9 protein-coding genes and 2 tRNA genes are annotated in these 13884 nt (G+C 74.6%); 4 read left to right on the plus strand and 7 right to left on the minus strand.

Going from position 1 to position 13884, the window contains the following annotated elements:
- Positions 1-23: 23 nt before the first annotated feature.
- The 5 genes from ACIRRU_RS26495 to ACIRRU_RS26515 all read right to left on the minus strand — a co-directional run bounded on the left by ACIRRU_RS26495 (position 24) and on the right by ACIRRU_RS26515 (position 5299).
- Entirely contained in the window at positions 24-1745 is a 1722-nt protein-coding gene (locus tag ACIRRU_RS26495) for a sensor histidine kinase (RefSeq protein ID WP_403684484.1), read from the minus strand.
- 19 nt (positions 1746-1764) lie between these two features.
- Entirely contained in the window at positions 1765-2526 is a 762-nt protein-coding gene (locus ACIRRU_RS26500; protein ID WP_403684487.1) for a response regulator transcription factor, read from the minus strand.
- Between the two features lie 85 nt (positions 2527-2611).
- Positions 2612-3511, minus strand: coding sequence for an amidohydrolase family protein (locus ACIRRU_RS26505; RefSeq protein ID WP_403684490.1), 900 nt, complete (start codon positions 3509-3511; stop codon positions 2612-2614).
- Positions 3512-3603: 92 nt separating this feature from the next.
- Positions 3604-4455, minus strand: a complete 852-nt coding sequence (locus ACIRRU_RS26510) for a DUF2797 domain-containing protein (RefSeq protein ID WP_403684492.1) — start codon at positions 4453-4455, stop codon at positions 3604-3606.
- A gap of 301 nt (positions 4456-4756) precedes the next feature.
- A complete protein-coding gene (locus ACIRRU_RS26515) occupies positions 4757-5299 on the minus strand; it encodes a hypothetical protein (RefSeq protein WP_363203583.1) in 543 nt (180 codons plus the stop codon).
- A gap of 104 nt (positions 5300-5403) precedes the next feature.
- Here ACIRRU_RS26515 and sigJ point away from each other — a divergent pair, with 104 nt between their 5' ends.
- Together sigJ and ACIRRU_RS26525 are read left to right on the plus strand one after the other, a co-directional pair.
- Positions 5404-6348 (plus strand): RNA polymerase sigma factor SigJ, encoded by a 945-nt coding sequence (gene sigJ, locus ACIRRU_RS26520; protein WP_403684495.1) that lies wholly within the window; start codon positions 5404-5406, stop codon positions 6346-6348.
- 93 nt (positions 6349-6441) lie between these two features.
- Entirely contained in the window at positions 6442-7662 is a 1221-nt protein-coding gene (locus ACIRRU_RS26525; protein WP_403684498.1) for an NAD(P)/FAD-dependent oxidoreductase, read from the plus strand.
- Positions 7663-7796: 134 nt separating this feature from the next.
- Here ACIRRU_RS26525 and ACIRRU_RS26530 read toward each other — a convergent pair.
- Positions 7797-7869 (minus strand) — tRNA-Arg (locus tag ACIRRU_RS26530).
- A 203-nt stretch (positions 7870-8072) separates the two neighbouring features.
- A tRNA-Ser gene (locus ACIRRU_RS26535) sits at positions 8073-8164 on the minus strand.
- 291 nt (positions 8165-8455) lie between these two features.
- On the opposite strand from ACIRRU_RS26535, the gene ACIRRU_RS26540 reads away from it, so the two are divergent.
- Both ACIRRU_RS26540 and ACIRRU_RS26545 read left to right on the plus strand, forming a co-directional pair.
- Positions 8456-9013 carry an SSI family serine proteinase inhibitor gene (locus ACIRRU_RS26540; RefSeq protein WP_363203579.1) on the plus strand — a complete coding sequence of 186 codons (558 nt, stop codon included), beginning with the start codon at positions 8456-8458 and terminating at the stop codon, positions 9011-9013.
- Between the two features lie 317 nt (positions 9014-9330).
- Complete coding sequence (locus ACIRRU_RS26545; protein ID WP_403684502.1) at positions 9331-13842, plus strand: PAS domain-containing protein; 4512 nt, start codon at positions 9331-9333, stop codon at positions 13840-13842.
- The last annotated feature ends 42 nt before the right edge of the window (positions 13843-13884 follow it).

Here is a 13884-nt window from a genome sequence, read left to right on the forward strand (position 1 = left end):
CCCGACGTTCGCCAACGGCGCTGTCACGCCGGTGTGGTGAGCCTGTCCCCGACCTGTGAGTCCGTGCCGGTCCCGGTCGGTGCCGGAAGCGGGAGGCGGACCGTGAAGACCGTCCGTCCGGGCTCGGACGCCACCCGTACGCTCCCGCCGTGCGCCGAGACGACGGCCCGCACGATGGCGAGGCCGAGCCCGGTGGACCCGGACTCCCGCCCCCAGTCCGTCTCGCGGGTCCGGGAGGCGTCCCCGCGGGCGAACCGTTCGAAGACATGAGGCAGCAGGGCGTCCGGAATCCCGGGCCCGTCGTCGCGCACCTCCACCGTGACGGGCTCCCCCGCGGCGGTCGGCGTGCGCACCCCGACCGTCACCGTGGTGCCGGGCGGGGTGTGGGTACGGGCGTTGGCCAGCAGGTTGACCAGCACCTGCTGGAGCCGCGCGGGGTCGGCGCGTACGGTCACGGGCTCGGCGGGCAGCTCCAGCCGCCAGCGATGCGGAGCCCCGGCGTCCGTCGCCCCACCGGCGCCGGAACAGGCGTCGGCACCGGCACCGGCACCGGGCCGCACGGCCACACCCGCCCCGGCCTCAGCACCAGCACCAGCACCGGCCAGGGCGGCCGCACCGGCCCCGCCGACCGCTGTGGCCGCGTCCGCCGCCCGCGCGTCGCTGACCGCGTCCACGACCAGCGGCAGCAGATCCGTGGCCGCGTACGACAGGGGGCGCCCGGCATCGAGCCGCGCGAGCAGCAGCAGGTCCTCCACCAGCCCGGTCATCCGCTCGGCCTCCGACTCGATGCGCCCCAGGGCGTGCCGGGTCATCGGGCCGGGCTCCGGCTCGTCGGGCCCCGTGGCCCGCCGGGTCAGCTCGGCGTACCCCCGGATCGAGGCCAGCGGGGTGCGCAGCTCATGACTGGCGTCGGCGACGAACTGCCGTACCCGCGTCTCGCTGCGCTGCCGCGCGGCGAGCGCCGAACCGACGTGTCCCAGCATCCGGTTGAGTGCCGCTCCCACCTGCCCGACCTCGGTACGCGGATCGGCCTCGGCGTCCGGGACCCGCTCGACCAGGGCCACCTCCCCACTGTGCAGCGGGAGTTCGGATACCCGGGTGGCCGTGGCGGCGACCCGGCGCAACGGCCGCAGGGCGACCCCGACGAGGACCGTGCCCGCGATGGAGGCGGCCAGCAGCCCGGCGGCGGTGACGCAGACCTCGACGAGGATCAGCGCGTTCAGCGCACCGCCGACCTCGGCGCTGGGGATGCCGACGAGGACGGTGTGCCCCTCGGCGGTGGTGACGGCCTCAACCCGGTAGCCCCCGAGCCCCGGCAGCTCGACGCTCCGGGCCCCCTCACCGGTGCCGGGCGCGGCGCTCTCCAGGGCCTCCGTCTGCTCCGCGCTCAACGGCTTGGCACTCTCCTGGGCGTCCTGGGCGCGCTGCCCGCTGTCCTCGACGACCTTCGACGCGGTGACGTCCCCGTCGCCGCCGACGACCGCCCCGAACGTGCCGAAGGGCTGCCCGCCACCGCCGACGAACGCCAGCGGCCCGGCCGCGCGCAGTTCCTCGGGCAGCGGGCCGGGGCCCGGTGGCCGCTCCGCGCGGACGGCGATGGAGTGCAGCTGGTCGTCCAGCTTGTCGTACAGGTAGCTGCGGAAGGCGATCGCGGTGACCGTCCCGATGACGGCGGCGACGACGGCGATCAGGGAGACCGCGGAGACGACGAGCCGGGTCCGCAGGGTCCACGGACGGCGCGGCACGCCCCGGCGGCCGGCCTGTTCAGCGGGCTTGATGAGGTTCGCCCGGCTTGATCAGGTACCCCGCCCCACGCCGGGTGTGGATCATCGGGGTCCGTCCGGCGTCGATCTTCTTGCGCAGGTAGGAGATGTACAGCTCGACGACGTTGGCCTGGCCGCCGAAGTCGTAGTTCCACACCCGGTCCAGGATCTGCGCCTTGCTGAGGACCCGCCGCGGGTTGCGCATCAGGAAGCGCAGCAGCTCGAACTCGGTGGCCGTGAGGTGGATCGCGTCCCCGCCGCGCCACACCTCGTGGCTGTCCTCGTCGAGCTCCAGGTCCCCGACGACGAGCGTCGAATCACCGCGCCCGGCGGCCACGGCGGACCCCGAGCGGCGGATCAGCCCGCGCAGCCGGGCCACGACCTCCTCCAGGCTGAACGGCTTGGTGACGTAGTCGTCGCCGCCCGCGGTGAGCCCGGCGATCCGGTCCTCCACGGCGTCCCGGGCGGTCAGGAAGAGCACCGGGACGTCGGCGTACTCGCGGCGCATCCGGCCCAGCACGGACAGCCCGTCCATGTCGGGGAGCATCACATCGAGGATGACCGCGTCCGGACGGAAGTCCCGGGCGGCCCGCACCGCGGCGTCCCCGTCCCCGGCGCTGCGCACCTCCCACCCCTCGTACCGCAGGGCCATCGAGAGCAGCTCGGTGAGCGGAGCCTCGTCGTCCACGACCAGGACCCGCACGGGGGTACGGTCCGGCCGGAGCAGTTCGGTACGCCCCTGGGGCGAGGTCGTCGTCGTCATGGGCCCACTCTGTGAGGCGTCCGTGAGAGAAGCCTGACCCGATCCTGTGAATTCCCTGAGAAAGCGGTCCGGGTTGCAGCAGCCCCTAGGGGGTTTCTCGCTGAGCTTCCGGCAGCTCGAACAAGGCGGCGGCGTTCCCGTGGCAGACCGCCCGCAGCCACTCGTCCCCCAACTCCAGCCGCTCCAGGGCCTGGAGCTGATGCGCGTACGGGTAGGGGATGTTCGGGAAGTCGGTCCCCAGCAGGATGCGGTCGCCGAGACCGGCGAGCCGTCCGCGCTCCGCCACCGGGAAGGGGCTCAAGCGCTCACCGAAGTCGGTGAACGCCATCGTCGTGTCGAGCCGCACCTGCGGGTACGCCTCCGCCAGCGCCAGGAACTCCGCATACTCCGGCATCCCCATGTGCGCCACGACCAGCCGCAGCCGCGGATGCCGGGCCAGCAGCCGCCCGATCGGTCCGGGCCCGGTGTACGCCCCGGGCGCGGGCCCGGACCCGCAGTGCATGACGACCGGCACCCCGGCCTCGGTGAGCAGCCCCCAGACGGGTTCCAGCAGCGGGTCGTTGGCGTCGTAGCCGCCCACCTGGAGGTGGGACTTGAACACCCTGGCCCCCGCCTCGACGGCCTCCGTCACGTACGCCTGGACGCCCTCCTCGGGGAAGAGGGTCGCGGTGTGCAGGCAGTCGGGCGTGCGGGCGGCGAACCCGGCGGCCCAGCCGTTGAGCCAGCGGGCCATGCCCGGCTTGTGCGGGTAGAGCATCGCGGTGAACCGGAGCACCCCGAACGACCGCAGCACGGCGAGCCGCCGCTCCTCCTCGTACCGGTAACTGATCGGCCACTGAAGGCCGGTGAGCGGTCCGACGGCGTCGAAGTAGGCCCACACCTTGCGCAGGACCCGCTCGGGCATGAAGTGGGTGTGCACGTCGATGATCCCGGGCAGCCCGAGCCGCTCCGCGAACCGCACCGCGTCGTCGTTTCCGTCCACCACGCCCGCCCACCCCCTCCGCCACCGCCGGTCACCGGTCACCGGCCCTTGGTCACCGGCCACCGGCCCTTGGTCATTGGTCCTTGGTCGCCGCCTCAGAACAGCCCACCCTGCACACCGCCCCCGCCGATCTCGGCGACCGGCACACCGAGCGGCCCGGCACCGGAGACCGGTGCCAGCTCCCAGCCGGTGATCAGCCGGGTGTCGAGCACGACGACGGAACCGCCGTCCACGGCCAGATGCAGATCGGGCCCGGCGGCCGCGACGAGCCGCCCGGCGACGACGCCCCCGGCGACGAGCTCCCGCACCGAACGGCCGGGGGCCTCGGCCCCGTCGAGGCCGAACACCCCGACCTGGTCGACGACATCGAGCGGCAGCCGCTCCAACGACTCGGGCCAGCCACGCCCTTCGAGCCCGGCGGCCCGCGCGTACAGCTCCGCCACCGCACCGGCCCGCTCCGCCTCCTCCGGCAGCCTGCCGCGTACGGCACGCTTGCGGGCGTACGGGATCCGGTCCGGCACCCCGAGGGCGGCCCGCAGCACCTCCTCGGTCCGCCGCGCCGCCATGAGCGGCCCCCGCCCGAGCCAGCTGAACGCGACGGCCCCCTGCTCCCGCAGCCGCGCGGCGCCCCGCTCCTCGCCGGTGATCCCGACCTTGACGAGGCCGGGGCCGAACCAGGCGAGGTAGACGCGGTACGTGCGGGGGTCGTCCGCCATCGTGTCGGCGGCCACCGAATGCGCCCGGTCCAGCCGCGCGCACTCGGCGCAGCGCCCCCCGGTGGAACGCCCCGGCACGACGGCCCCCAGCGGGCAGACGTTGCCCCGGGCCCCGACGCAGTGCCGCTCCCCGAGGGCCCGGAACCCGATCCCGGCCCCGTACGCGAGCACACTCACCCGCCGCTCGACCCCCGGCCCCCGTACGCCCTGCTCAGTCCCCGGCCCGCGCACATCCCGCTCGGTCCCCGGCCCGCGCGCACTCTGCTCAAGCCCTGGCTCACGTACGTCCCGCCCAGACCTCGGCCCGCGCGCGTCCCGCTCACGCCCATGCACGCCCCGCTCGCGGTCGGCCGCGCTTCCCCGCGGCTCGCGGCCGGGCGCACCGCTCCCGCCCCACGCACCGCCCACCGGCGGCTCGCGGTCACGCCGCCACGTCAGCTCCGGGGCCGGGCCCGGCCACCGGACGCCGTCGCACCGCCACCCGCCGCCACCGCCGGACGCCCGGTCGTCCCCATACCTCACCCGGCGGATGCTACGCGTAGCCTCCGACACCTTCGATCCGCCGCCGCATCGCGGTCATGCGGCGCACGAAGCGCCGGTTGAACCAGATCATCCACCCCATGAACGCCACACCGAAGCCGAGCATCCACAGCCCGGCCGGCACGTTGCCGGAGGCGAACCAGAGGAACGGCAGCCCGAGGAACATCAGCCCGAGCATCGGGAAGGCCCACCACCGGTTGCGCCGCAGCTTCTCCTCGCGCCGCCGGATGAGCCGGATCATGGCCTGCCGCTCGGCCGGATCGTCGGGCAGCTCGCCGTTCTTCGCGATGCGGCGCTCCAGCTCCGGCACCCGCCCCGGCTCGGTCCCCACGGCCCGCGCGTCGCGCCGCCTGCGCCGCATCAGGAACCACGTCATGAGACCGGCGTAGACGAGACCGCCGACCAGGATCCCCGGCCACGCGGACCAGCCGCGGAACGCCAGCCGGACGAGGACCCAGATCACCAGCACCAGCAGTCCGACGGCCCACCACTGGTCGCGCCAACGCTCCTTGTACGCCTGTCTCTTCGCCCCCATCGTCCACCTCCGAACCGAGGGGCGCCCGGCACGCCCGTACCGTTTCGGCTACCCCGCCCCCGCCCCTCCGAACGACGCCGCCCGCTCCCGTTAGGATCCGGGGCATGGCGCTGACCGGGGACCAGGTGGACCTGTTCGAGGCTGCCATGCCGCGGCTGAAGGCCATCGCCTACCGTCTGCTCGGCTCGGCGAGCGATGCCGAGGACGCCGTGCAGGACACGTTCCTGCGCTGGCAGGCCGCCGACGTCGAGCGCGTCGAGGTCCCCGCGGCCTGGCTGACGAAGGTCCTCACCAACCTCTGCCTCAACCAGCTGGCCTCGGCCCGCGCCCGGCGCGAGACGTACGTGGGGCAGTGGCTGCCCGAACCGCTGCTCGCCGGGGACCCGATGCTCGGGCCCGCCGACACCGCCGAGCAGCGCGAGTCCGTCTCGTACGCGGTCCTCACCCTCATGGAGCGGCTGTCCCCCAACGAGCGGGCGGTGTACGTCCTGCGGGAGGCGTTCGGGTATCCGCACGCAAGGATCGCCGAGATCCTGGACACCACCGAGTCCGCGAGCCAGCAGCTGTTCCACCGCGCCGGGAAGCACCTGGCGGAAGGCAGGACCCGCGCCGGGGCCGACGAGGCGGCGGCCCGGCGGATCGCCGAGGAGTTCCTGGCCGCGGCCGCCGGCGGCCAGACGGAACCGCTCGTCCAACTGCTCACCGCGGACGTCGTGGCGGTCGGCGACGGCGGCGGGAAGGTCCCGGCCCGCACCAGCCCCTTCGTGGGCGCGCTCGCGGTCGCGCGGTTCATGCGGAGCCTGTTCACCCCCAACGAGGCGCTGCGCAAGCACCTCGGGGGTCCCGCGGAGATCCACCTCACGACGGCCAACGAGGTCCCCGCCGTGGTCGTGGTTGTCGGCGGCCGGGTCATCGGCGTCATGTGCCTGGAGGTCACGGCGGACGGCATCGTCGCGTTCCGCAGCCAGGCCAACCCCGACAAGCTGGAACGCGCGACGCGGCAGTGGTCGGCGACGCCCCGCGGAGCGACGCTGGTCCGCACCCTCTGAGCGCTCTGTGACGCAGGTCACGGTCGCCCCTGTCAGGAAACGACGGTCTGCCCGGTTCAAGGGGCGAGACCGCGCGAGACAGGAGTGCAGGACATGCAGCGGAACAGGCAGCGACAGCACCGGGTCATCGTCATCGGAGCCGGCTACAGCGGAGCGACCGCCGCGGGCCGTCTGGCCAGGCGAGTGCGCCGCGAGGACGTCGCGATCACCGTGGTCAACGCCGAGCCGGACTTCGCCGAACGCGTCCGTATGCACCAGCTGGCGGCGGGCCAGGAGCTGAAGGCCCGCCCGCTGCGCCGGATGTTCGCCGGTACGGGCGTCGCGGTGAAGGTGGGAAGGGTGACGGAACTGGACGTGATCGGCCGGACGGTGACCCTCACCGCGGTGGGCGGGGCGCCGGAGACGCTGGAGTACGACACCCTGGTCTACGCCCTGGGCAGCGGCTGGGACACCCACGGTGTCCCCGGTGTCGCGGAGCACGCCCACGACGTCAGCGGCCGCCCCGGCGCCCTGCGCCTGCGGGCCCGCCTGGCCGCCCTGGGCCCCGGGGAGCCCGTGGTGGTCGTGGGCGGGGGCCTCACCGGCCTGGAGACGGCGACCGAGATCGCCGAGGCCCGCCCGGACCTCGCCGTCACCCTCGCCACCCGGGGCACCCTGGGCGACTGGCTCTCCGCCAAAGGGGCCCGCCACCTGCGCGGGGTGATGGCCGGCCTGGGCATCACGGTGCACGAGACCACGGCGGTCACGGCGGTGGCGGCCGACCGGATCACGACGACGGAGGGCGACATCGCGTCGGCGGCCACGGTCTGGACGACGGGCTTCGCCACCCACCCCCTGGCGACGGCATCGGCTCTGCGCACCACAGCGACGGGCCAGATCCCGGTGGACGCCACCCTGCGCACGCTCTCCCACCCGGACGTCTACGCCATCGGCGACGCGGCCCTGGCGTCAGGCCCCGGCGGCACACCGCTGCGCATGTCCTGCGCCTCGGGCGTCCCCAGCGCCTGGCAGGCCGCCGACGCCATCGCGGCCCGCCTCACCGGCACCAAGCTCCCGAACATCCCGATCCGCTACGTCAACCAGTGCGTCTCGCTGGGCCGCAAGGACGGCCTGATCCAGTACGTCACCGCCGACGACCGCTCACGCGACACCGCCCTGACGGGCCGCCTGGCCGCCCTCTACAAGGAGCTGGTCTGCAAGGGCGCGGCCTGGGGCGTGGCCCACCCCACCCTCGCCCTCCCGACCCGCCGCCGCCGGGCGACACCACCCCCAACCAGGACACCGCCCCCGACCGACCCGGCCAAAGCGACCTGACCCCCACGGCCCCAGGGCCAGTCCACCGCCACCACGCCCCAACACACCAGATCAAGCTCCCACCGCTTCCGCCACCGGCCGCCTGCAAACGCCAGAGGCCCCCAGGATTTCTCCTGGGGGCCTCTGACCTGCTGTGCACTCGGCAGGATTCGAACCTGCAACCTTCTGATCCGTAGTCAGATGCTCTATCCGTTAAGCTACGAGTGCTTGGCGTTCCGGGCGTTTTCTTCCCGGTTGGCGTTGCGGGAACAACATTACATGACCTGCGCCGGGACGCGAAATCCATTAGTCATACCGCTGCTGAGCTGCGGAAACGGCCCCACGACGGGGATCTCAGCCGCCCTGCGGATCGACCCGGAGCTAGAACGGCCGAAGCCCCGCGCCAGGGACGCGGGGCTTCGGGGGTGGAGCGGAGGCGGAGGGATTTGAACCCTCGATCAGGGGGTTACCCCGAAACCGCATTAGCAGTGCGGCGCCATAGACCGGACTAGGCGACGCCTCCTCCACACACGCCTCGCGCGGACGCGAGTGGTGCGTGCAGATGATGACACAGTCGAGCGTCGTGCCACCAATCGGCAACCACGTTACTAGTCCGTCGGGGGCCTGGGCAAAGCAGTTCGGCGTGGCGGCGCAACGTCCGGGCGGGGTGCGCGTTAAAGGGATGGGGGCTGCGGTCTTCGTCAGCCGTCGTCGTCAGTCAAGCCGTCCGTCCGCCGTCGCGGCGGGGTGTGCCCGTGAGTGGTCGCGCCCGGCCGCCCGGTCGACCGCGGCACAGAGATTCTGGAGCTTCCGCATGATGCGCCGTCTCGCCCTCACCGCCGTCGTCCCGCTCGCCGTGCTCGCCGGCACCGTGCCGGCGTCCACCGCCACCGCCTCCGGGCCCGTCCCCTCCGCCCAGCCGACCTCCGGGCCGCTGGCCGCCGCCCGCCCCGCGCTCGGGCCGCTCCCGCTGGCGCTTCCTCCGCTGCCGGGGTTCCTGGACGGCGGGAAGGGCACCGGCCCCGCGGACGAGGCGCGGACCCGGCTCACCGTGACCGTGAAGAACACCGGGGTCGCCGGGGGCGACGGGACGTTCGAGCTGGAGTGCGGGCCCACCGGGGGCAGCCACCCGCGGGGGCAGGCCGCCTGCGACCGGCTGGCGGAGGCCGGGTCCACCCGGGCCGGGCGGCAGGAGCTGTTCCAGCCGACGCCCGAGGGCAGCATGTGCACCATGATCTACGGCGGCGATGCCACCGCGCGCATCGTCGGCACCTGGGAGGGCCGGGCCGTGGACACCACCGCCAGCCGCTCCGACGGGTGCGAGATCGCCCGCTGGAACCGCCTCGTGCCGGTGCTGCCCGACCTCCGGTAATCACACGGGCAGGGGTGTGAAAAGGGCGTGCCGGGGCGTAAAAGTGTTCGTCCGGGCACGTCGGCCCCGGGCGCCCCGCAGGCCCCCGGGGCCGGACCGTCCCTGCGGCGTCCGCGCACGTCACACGGTGCGCGGGCGCTCACGCCCTGGGCTCGCGACGTACACCGCGCGCACAGAACCTTGGTGAGAGCTCCCCCTCATCCGCCGCCGTCCGGGGCTCCCCTGCCCTTAGACTCCTCCCGTGACAGTCTGCGGCCCGAGGGGCAAGATGGGGCCTTCTGTCGGCAAGGTGCGGTAATCAGGGAGGAAGCGTCGTCGTGAGCAGCAGGCCATCCCGAGGCACTGCTCGCCTCGCAGCCATACTCGATGCCCTTCCGGACGGGCTGCTGCTCGTCAACTGCAACGGCACGGTCGTCAACGCCAACTCCATCGCCCTTGAGATGTTCGAGACTCCGGGCACCGCGCTCGTCGGCCGCGGGCTGCTCGACCTCCTTCCGGAGTTCGACTCCAAGTTGATCCCGGGCTCCATGCGCCGTCCCGAGGCGGCGGACGAGCAGGGCAGGACCAAGCCGACGCGGATGGCCGCGCGGCGCACCGACGGGCACGCGTACCCGGTCGAGGTCACCAGCGCCAGCCTGGAGAGCGGGCAGGCCGCGTACAACGACATCCACTCCAGCTACACCGGCGACGAGCTGCTCATGATCGTCGTACGGGATCTCTCCGGCACCGTGGACACCGAGGCCGAGCTGGCCCGTTCGCAGCGGCAGACCGAGATGATCCTGCGCGCCGCCTCCGAGGGCGTCGTCGGCACCGACACCGACGGGCGGGTCGTCCTCGTCAACCCCGCCGCCGCCCAGATCCTGGGGTTCCGGGCCAGCGACCTCGGTGGCCAGGAGCTGCACCCGCTGATCCTGCACTCGCGCGCGGAGGGCGAGCCGTTCCCGTACGAGGAGTCCCCGCTCGCCGACACCCTCAAGTCCGGGCGCAAGCACCGGGTGCGCGGGCAGGTGCTCTGGTCCAAGAGCGGTGCGCGGGTGCCGGTCGATCTGACGACCGCGCCGGTACGGGACGGGGACCAGCTCGTCGGCGCGGTGATGACGTTCACCGACCGCCGCCCGTACGACGAGCTGTCCGCCCAGCACAAGAACGTCGTCGCCGAACTCACCGCCAGCCACTCCGCCGAGGTCACCGCGCTCCGCGAGGCGCACGCCACGGAGCTGGAGGCCCTCAAGGAGGCCCACGCGGCCGAACTGGCCGACCGGAGCGAGCGGTACACCACCGAGGCCGAGGAGCAGGCCGAGCGGATCGCCGCCCTGACCGCCCAGCACTCCCAGCTGACCGCCGTGCTCGGCGGCGCCCTGCGCGGCCCCCTGGAGGAGCTGCGCGGCGAACTGTCCACACTGGCCGCCGACCCCGCCGGGCAGCTGTGGCCCGAGGCCAACCAGATCCTGCACCATCTCGCCGCCGGGTACGCCCGGATGACCACCCTCGTCGACAACGTCCTCGGCTACCAGCGCCTGGACGCGGGTGTGGAGGGGCTGCACAAGGCCCCCGCGCTGGTCGAGGGAATCGTGAAGGGCGGCATCGACGGGGCGGTCGAGCTGATCGGACCCGGGCGCGCGCAGTTCGCGGTGCACACCCCGCCGATCGAGGCCGAGGTCGACGCACGTCAGCTCGCGACCGCCGTCGCCCACTTGGTCGCCGACGTCTGCGGTGTCGACTCAACCGGCAAGACCCGGTCGGTGCCCGGGGGCGGTTACGTCGACTCGACCGTGGTCGTGGCCGCCGCCCAGCGCGGTGACGTCGTACGGATCGAGGTGCGCGGGCCCTTCGCCGGGGGCGACCCGGTGCACGAACCGATCGTGCGCGGCATCGTCCGGGCGCACGGCGGGGTGCTCCAGACCCATGAGATGCCGGGCATGAGTGGCAGCGCGTACGTCCTCGACGTGCCGATCGGCGCGGCCGCGGGCTCCATCACGCCCCCGGAGACACCGGAGCACGCCCCGGTCGCTCCCTCCTCGCCGGAGGGTGTCGGAGCGCCGGGCGTCACCAGCGGGGGGCGGCGGCGGGCCCGCCGGTCCTCCACCGACGCGTTCCTGGACAGCCCCGTCGGTACGCCGGAGGGCGAGGAGGGGCCGGGTGGTCCGGCGGGACCGGGCGGCCCGGACGGTTCGAACGGGCCGGGCGGCGGGGCTAACGTCCCGGACCGCGTCGACGCCGAGCCGACCGGGCGGCGGCGGGCCCGCCGGGGAGCGCCCGCCGTGGAGGAGCAGGCTCCCGAGCTGATCCCCGCCCAGCAGGGTGAGGGGTCCGGGCGACGCCGCGGCCGCCCCAGCCCGGCGGAGGCCGAGGTCGGACCACGGGCTCTTCCGGGTCCGGGTTCCGGTCCGGGGGGCGCCGAAGCCGTCCGTCCTGAGCAGCAGGTCCAGCGGGGCGCCCTGGCCCTGACCTCCGCACCGTCGTCCCCCGCACCGTCCGAGGGGTCCGTCGTGACGGCCGCCGAGGGTGCTCAGGGGGCCGGTACGCGGCCGCAGCTCGGGCCGACGGTGCCGCCGCAGGGTGTCCCGGTGGACCCGCAGCAGCCCGTACCGCCCACCGGACGCCGGGCCCGGCGGGACGGCGGGAACCGTGCGCTCCCCGCCCTCGCCTCCGGCAACGCCCCCGGCCACCCCATGAGCGCGGACTCCACAGGTGCCGACACCACAGGAGCCGACACCACGGGTGCGGAGCACCTTCAGCAGGCGCACCCCCAGGCCCAGCCGCAGCAGCCCGGGGGGCGGCGGGCCCGGCGCGCGTTGGCCGCCGCCCAGGAGCGCGCCGCCGCCGAGGCCGGTCCGCGCACCACGTTCGCCCTGCCCCCGGCCGACGCGGACCGGGCCCCCCTGCACCCCGACGCCCCGGTCGCCCGGACCGACGAGGGCGCCACGCACCACGGCCGCAGCGCCCCGGAGGCCGGTCACACGCCGCCGCAGGCGCACCCCGTCGCCCCGGCGCACCCCGGCGACCCGCGCCACGCACCGGCCGCCCAGAGCCTCCCGGGCGCCCAGCACGGCGGCGTAGCGCACGCGACGGGCCCGGCCCCGGCGCCGCAGAACGCACCCTGGGGCGACGCCGGTCCGACCGCCCAGCCCACCGGCACCTCCGCGGGCGCACCCACCGGTAGCGCCGCCAACGCCCCCGCCGGAGCCGGAACTGACCGGGTAGCCGATGCGGGTGCCGGTGTCGGTGTCGGAGTCGGCCAGGCTTCCGGGGGCCCGGAGTTCGCCGACGCCGAGGGCAACGGCAGCCCCGGCACCACCGGCCATCCCGCCGACACCGCCCACACCACCGGCACCGCGCAGACCGGCCCCGCCGCCGCGCCCGGGGCGCATCCGGCCGACGGCGATATCGGTGTCCCGGTTCCGGACGCCCGGCGGCAGCCGCTGCCCGCCGAGGAGCCGATGCCGGGCGGGAACCCGGACTCGACACAGGGGCGGGCGTTCAGCGTGCGGACGCTGGGCCAGGGCGTGCCTTTCGCCCAGCATCTGGCGCATCAGCAGAACCAGCAGAACCAGAGCCTCGGCGGCGCAGGTCGGCGGCGCAAGCTCGCCGCCCCGCCCGAGGGCGACCGCTCCCCGGCCCGCCCCGCAGGCGGCCCGGAGCCCACGCCGCAGCAAGACGGGCCCGGAGCGCGACAGATTCCGGACCAGGACCGGTCCGGAGCACAGCAGGCTCCTGGCCAGGACCGGTCCGGGCAGCAGCAGGTTCCGGGACAGGGCCGGTCGGGCCCGCAGCAAGCTCCGAGTCAGGGCCGGTCCGGGCAGCCCGGTGCTGCGGCGGCGCAGAGCCCTCCCGATCCCCGCGCCGGTCAGCACGGCCCGCCCGGCGCCAACCCCCCGGCATCCACCGGCGGCCGTACCGGCACCGGCACCCACGGCGCCGCCCCCGTGCCCCCGCCCGGTTACGGCGACGGCCGACTGCTCGCGCCGCCCGTCTCCGAGGGGCGCGCCTACGCCATAGGGGCACCCGACGAGGACGCCGCCGAGGGCCCCGAGCCGCTCGACGGGCCTGGGGGCGCGGTGGAGGTCGCCAACCGGCCGCACCCGTATCCGGTCGACGACGAGCTGCCGCCCGAGCCGCTGGACAACCCGCGCCGACTGCTGGTGTGGCCCGCCCCCGACGTACCGACCCAGCAGGCGCTCAGCGACCGGGGCTACCGTCCGGTGATCGTGAACTCCCGCGAGGAGGTCGACGCCCAGATCGCCGCGTTCCCCGCCGCGCTCTTCGTCGACCCGCTGACCGGGCCCATCACGCGTACCGCCCTCCAGTCGCTGCGCCAGGCCGCCGTCGCCGCCGAGGTCCCGGTCCTGGTCACGGCCGGTCTGGGGCAGGCGACCCGGGAGGCCGCGTACGGCGCCGACCCGGCCGTCCTGCTCAAGGCGCTGGCCCCGCGCGACAGCGACCAGCATCCGCCCCGGGTACTCCTGATCGAGGAGCACGAGGAGATCGCGGCGGCGCTGACCCACACCCTGGAACGGCGCGGTATGCAGGTGGCGCACGCGGCGGCGGACAGCGAGGCCGTCGACCTGGCGAGCCGGATGCGGCCGAACCTGGTGGTGATGGACCTGATGCAGGTACGCCGTCGACGCGCCGGGATCATCGACTGGCTACGCGCCAACGGCCAGTTGAACCGCACCCCGCTGGTCGTCTACACCTCGGCCGGGATGGACGCGTCGGAGCTGCCGCGGCTGGCCTCCGGGGAGACCGTTCTCTTCCTGGCCGAGCGGTCCACCAGCGACGAGGTGCAGTCCCGGATCGTTGATCTGCTGGCGAAGATAGGCACCAACTAAGGCGGGACGGTACGGAGTTCCCCCGTACCGCCCCGACTCACA

Source organism: Streptomyces sp. NPDC101181 (assembly GCF_044767975.1).
In the GTDB taxonomy this organism is placed as follows: Bacteria; Actinomycetota; Actinomycetes; order Streptomycetales; family Streptomycetaceae; genus Streptomyces.

Coding starts and splice junctions, on each gene's coding strand:
- ACIRRU_RS26500 (WP_403684487.1), bottom strand. CDS start 2,526: ATGACGACGACGACCTCGCCCCAGGGGCGTACCGAACTGCTCCGGCCG.
- ACIRRU_RS26515 (WP_363203583.1), bottom strand. CDS start 5,299: ATGGGGGCGAAGAGACAGGCGTACAAGGAGCGTTGGCGCGACCAGTGG.
- sigJ (WP_403684495.1), top strand. CDS start 5,404: ATGGCGCTGACCGGGGACCAGGTGGACCTGTTCGAGGCTGCCATGCCG.
- ACIRRU_RS26525 (WP_403684498.1), top strand. CDS start 6,442: ATGCAGCGGAACAGGCAGCGACAGCACCGGGTCATCGTCATCGGAGCC.
- ACIRRU_RS26540 (WP_363203579.1), top strand. CDS start 8,456: ATGATGCGCCGTCTCGCCCTCACCGCCGTCGTCCCGCTCGCCGTGCTC.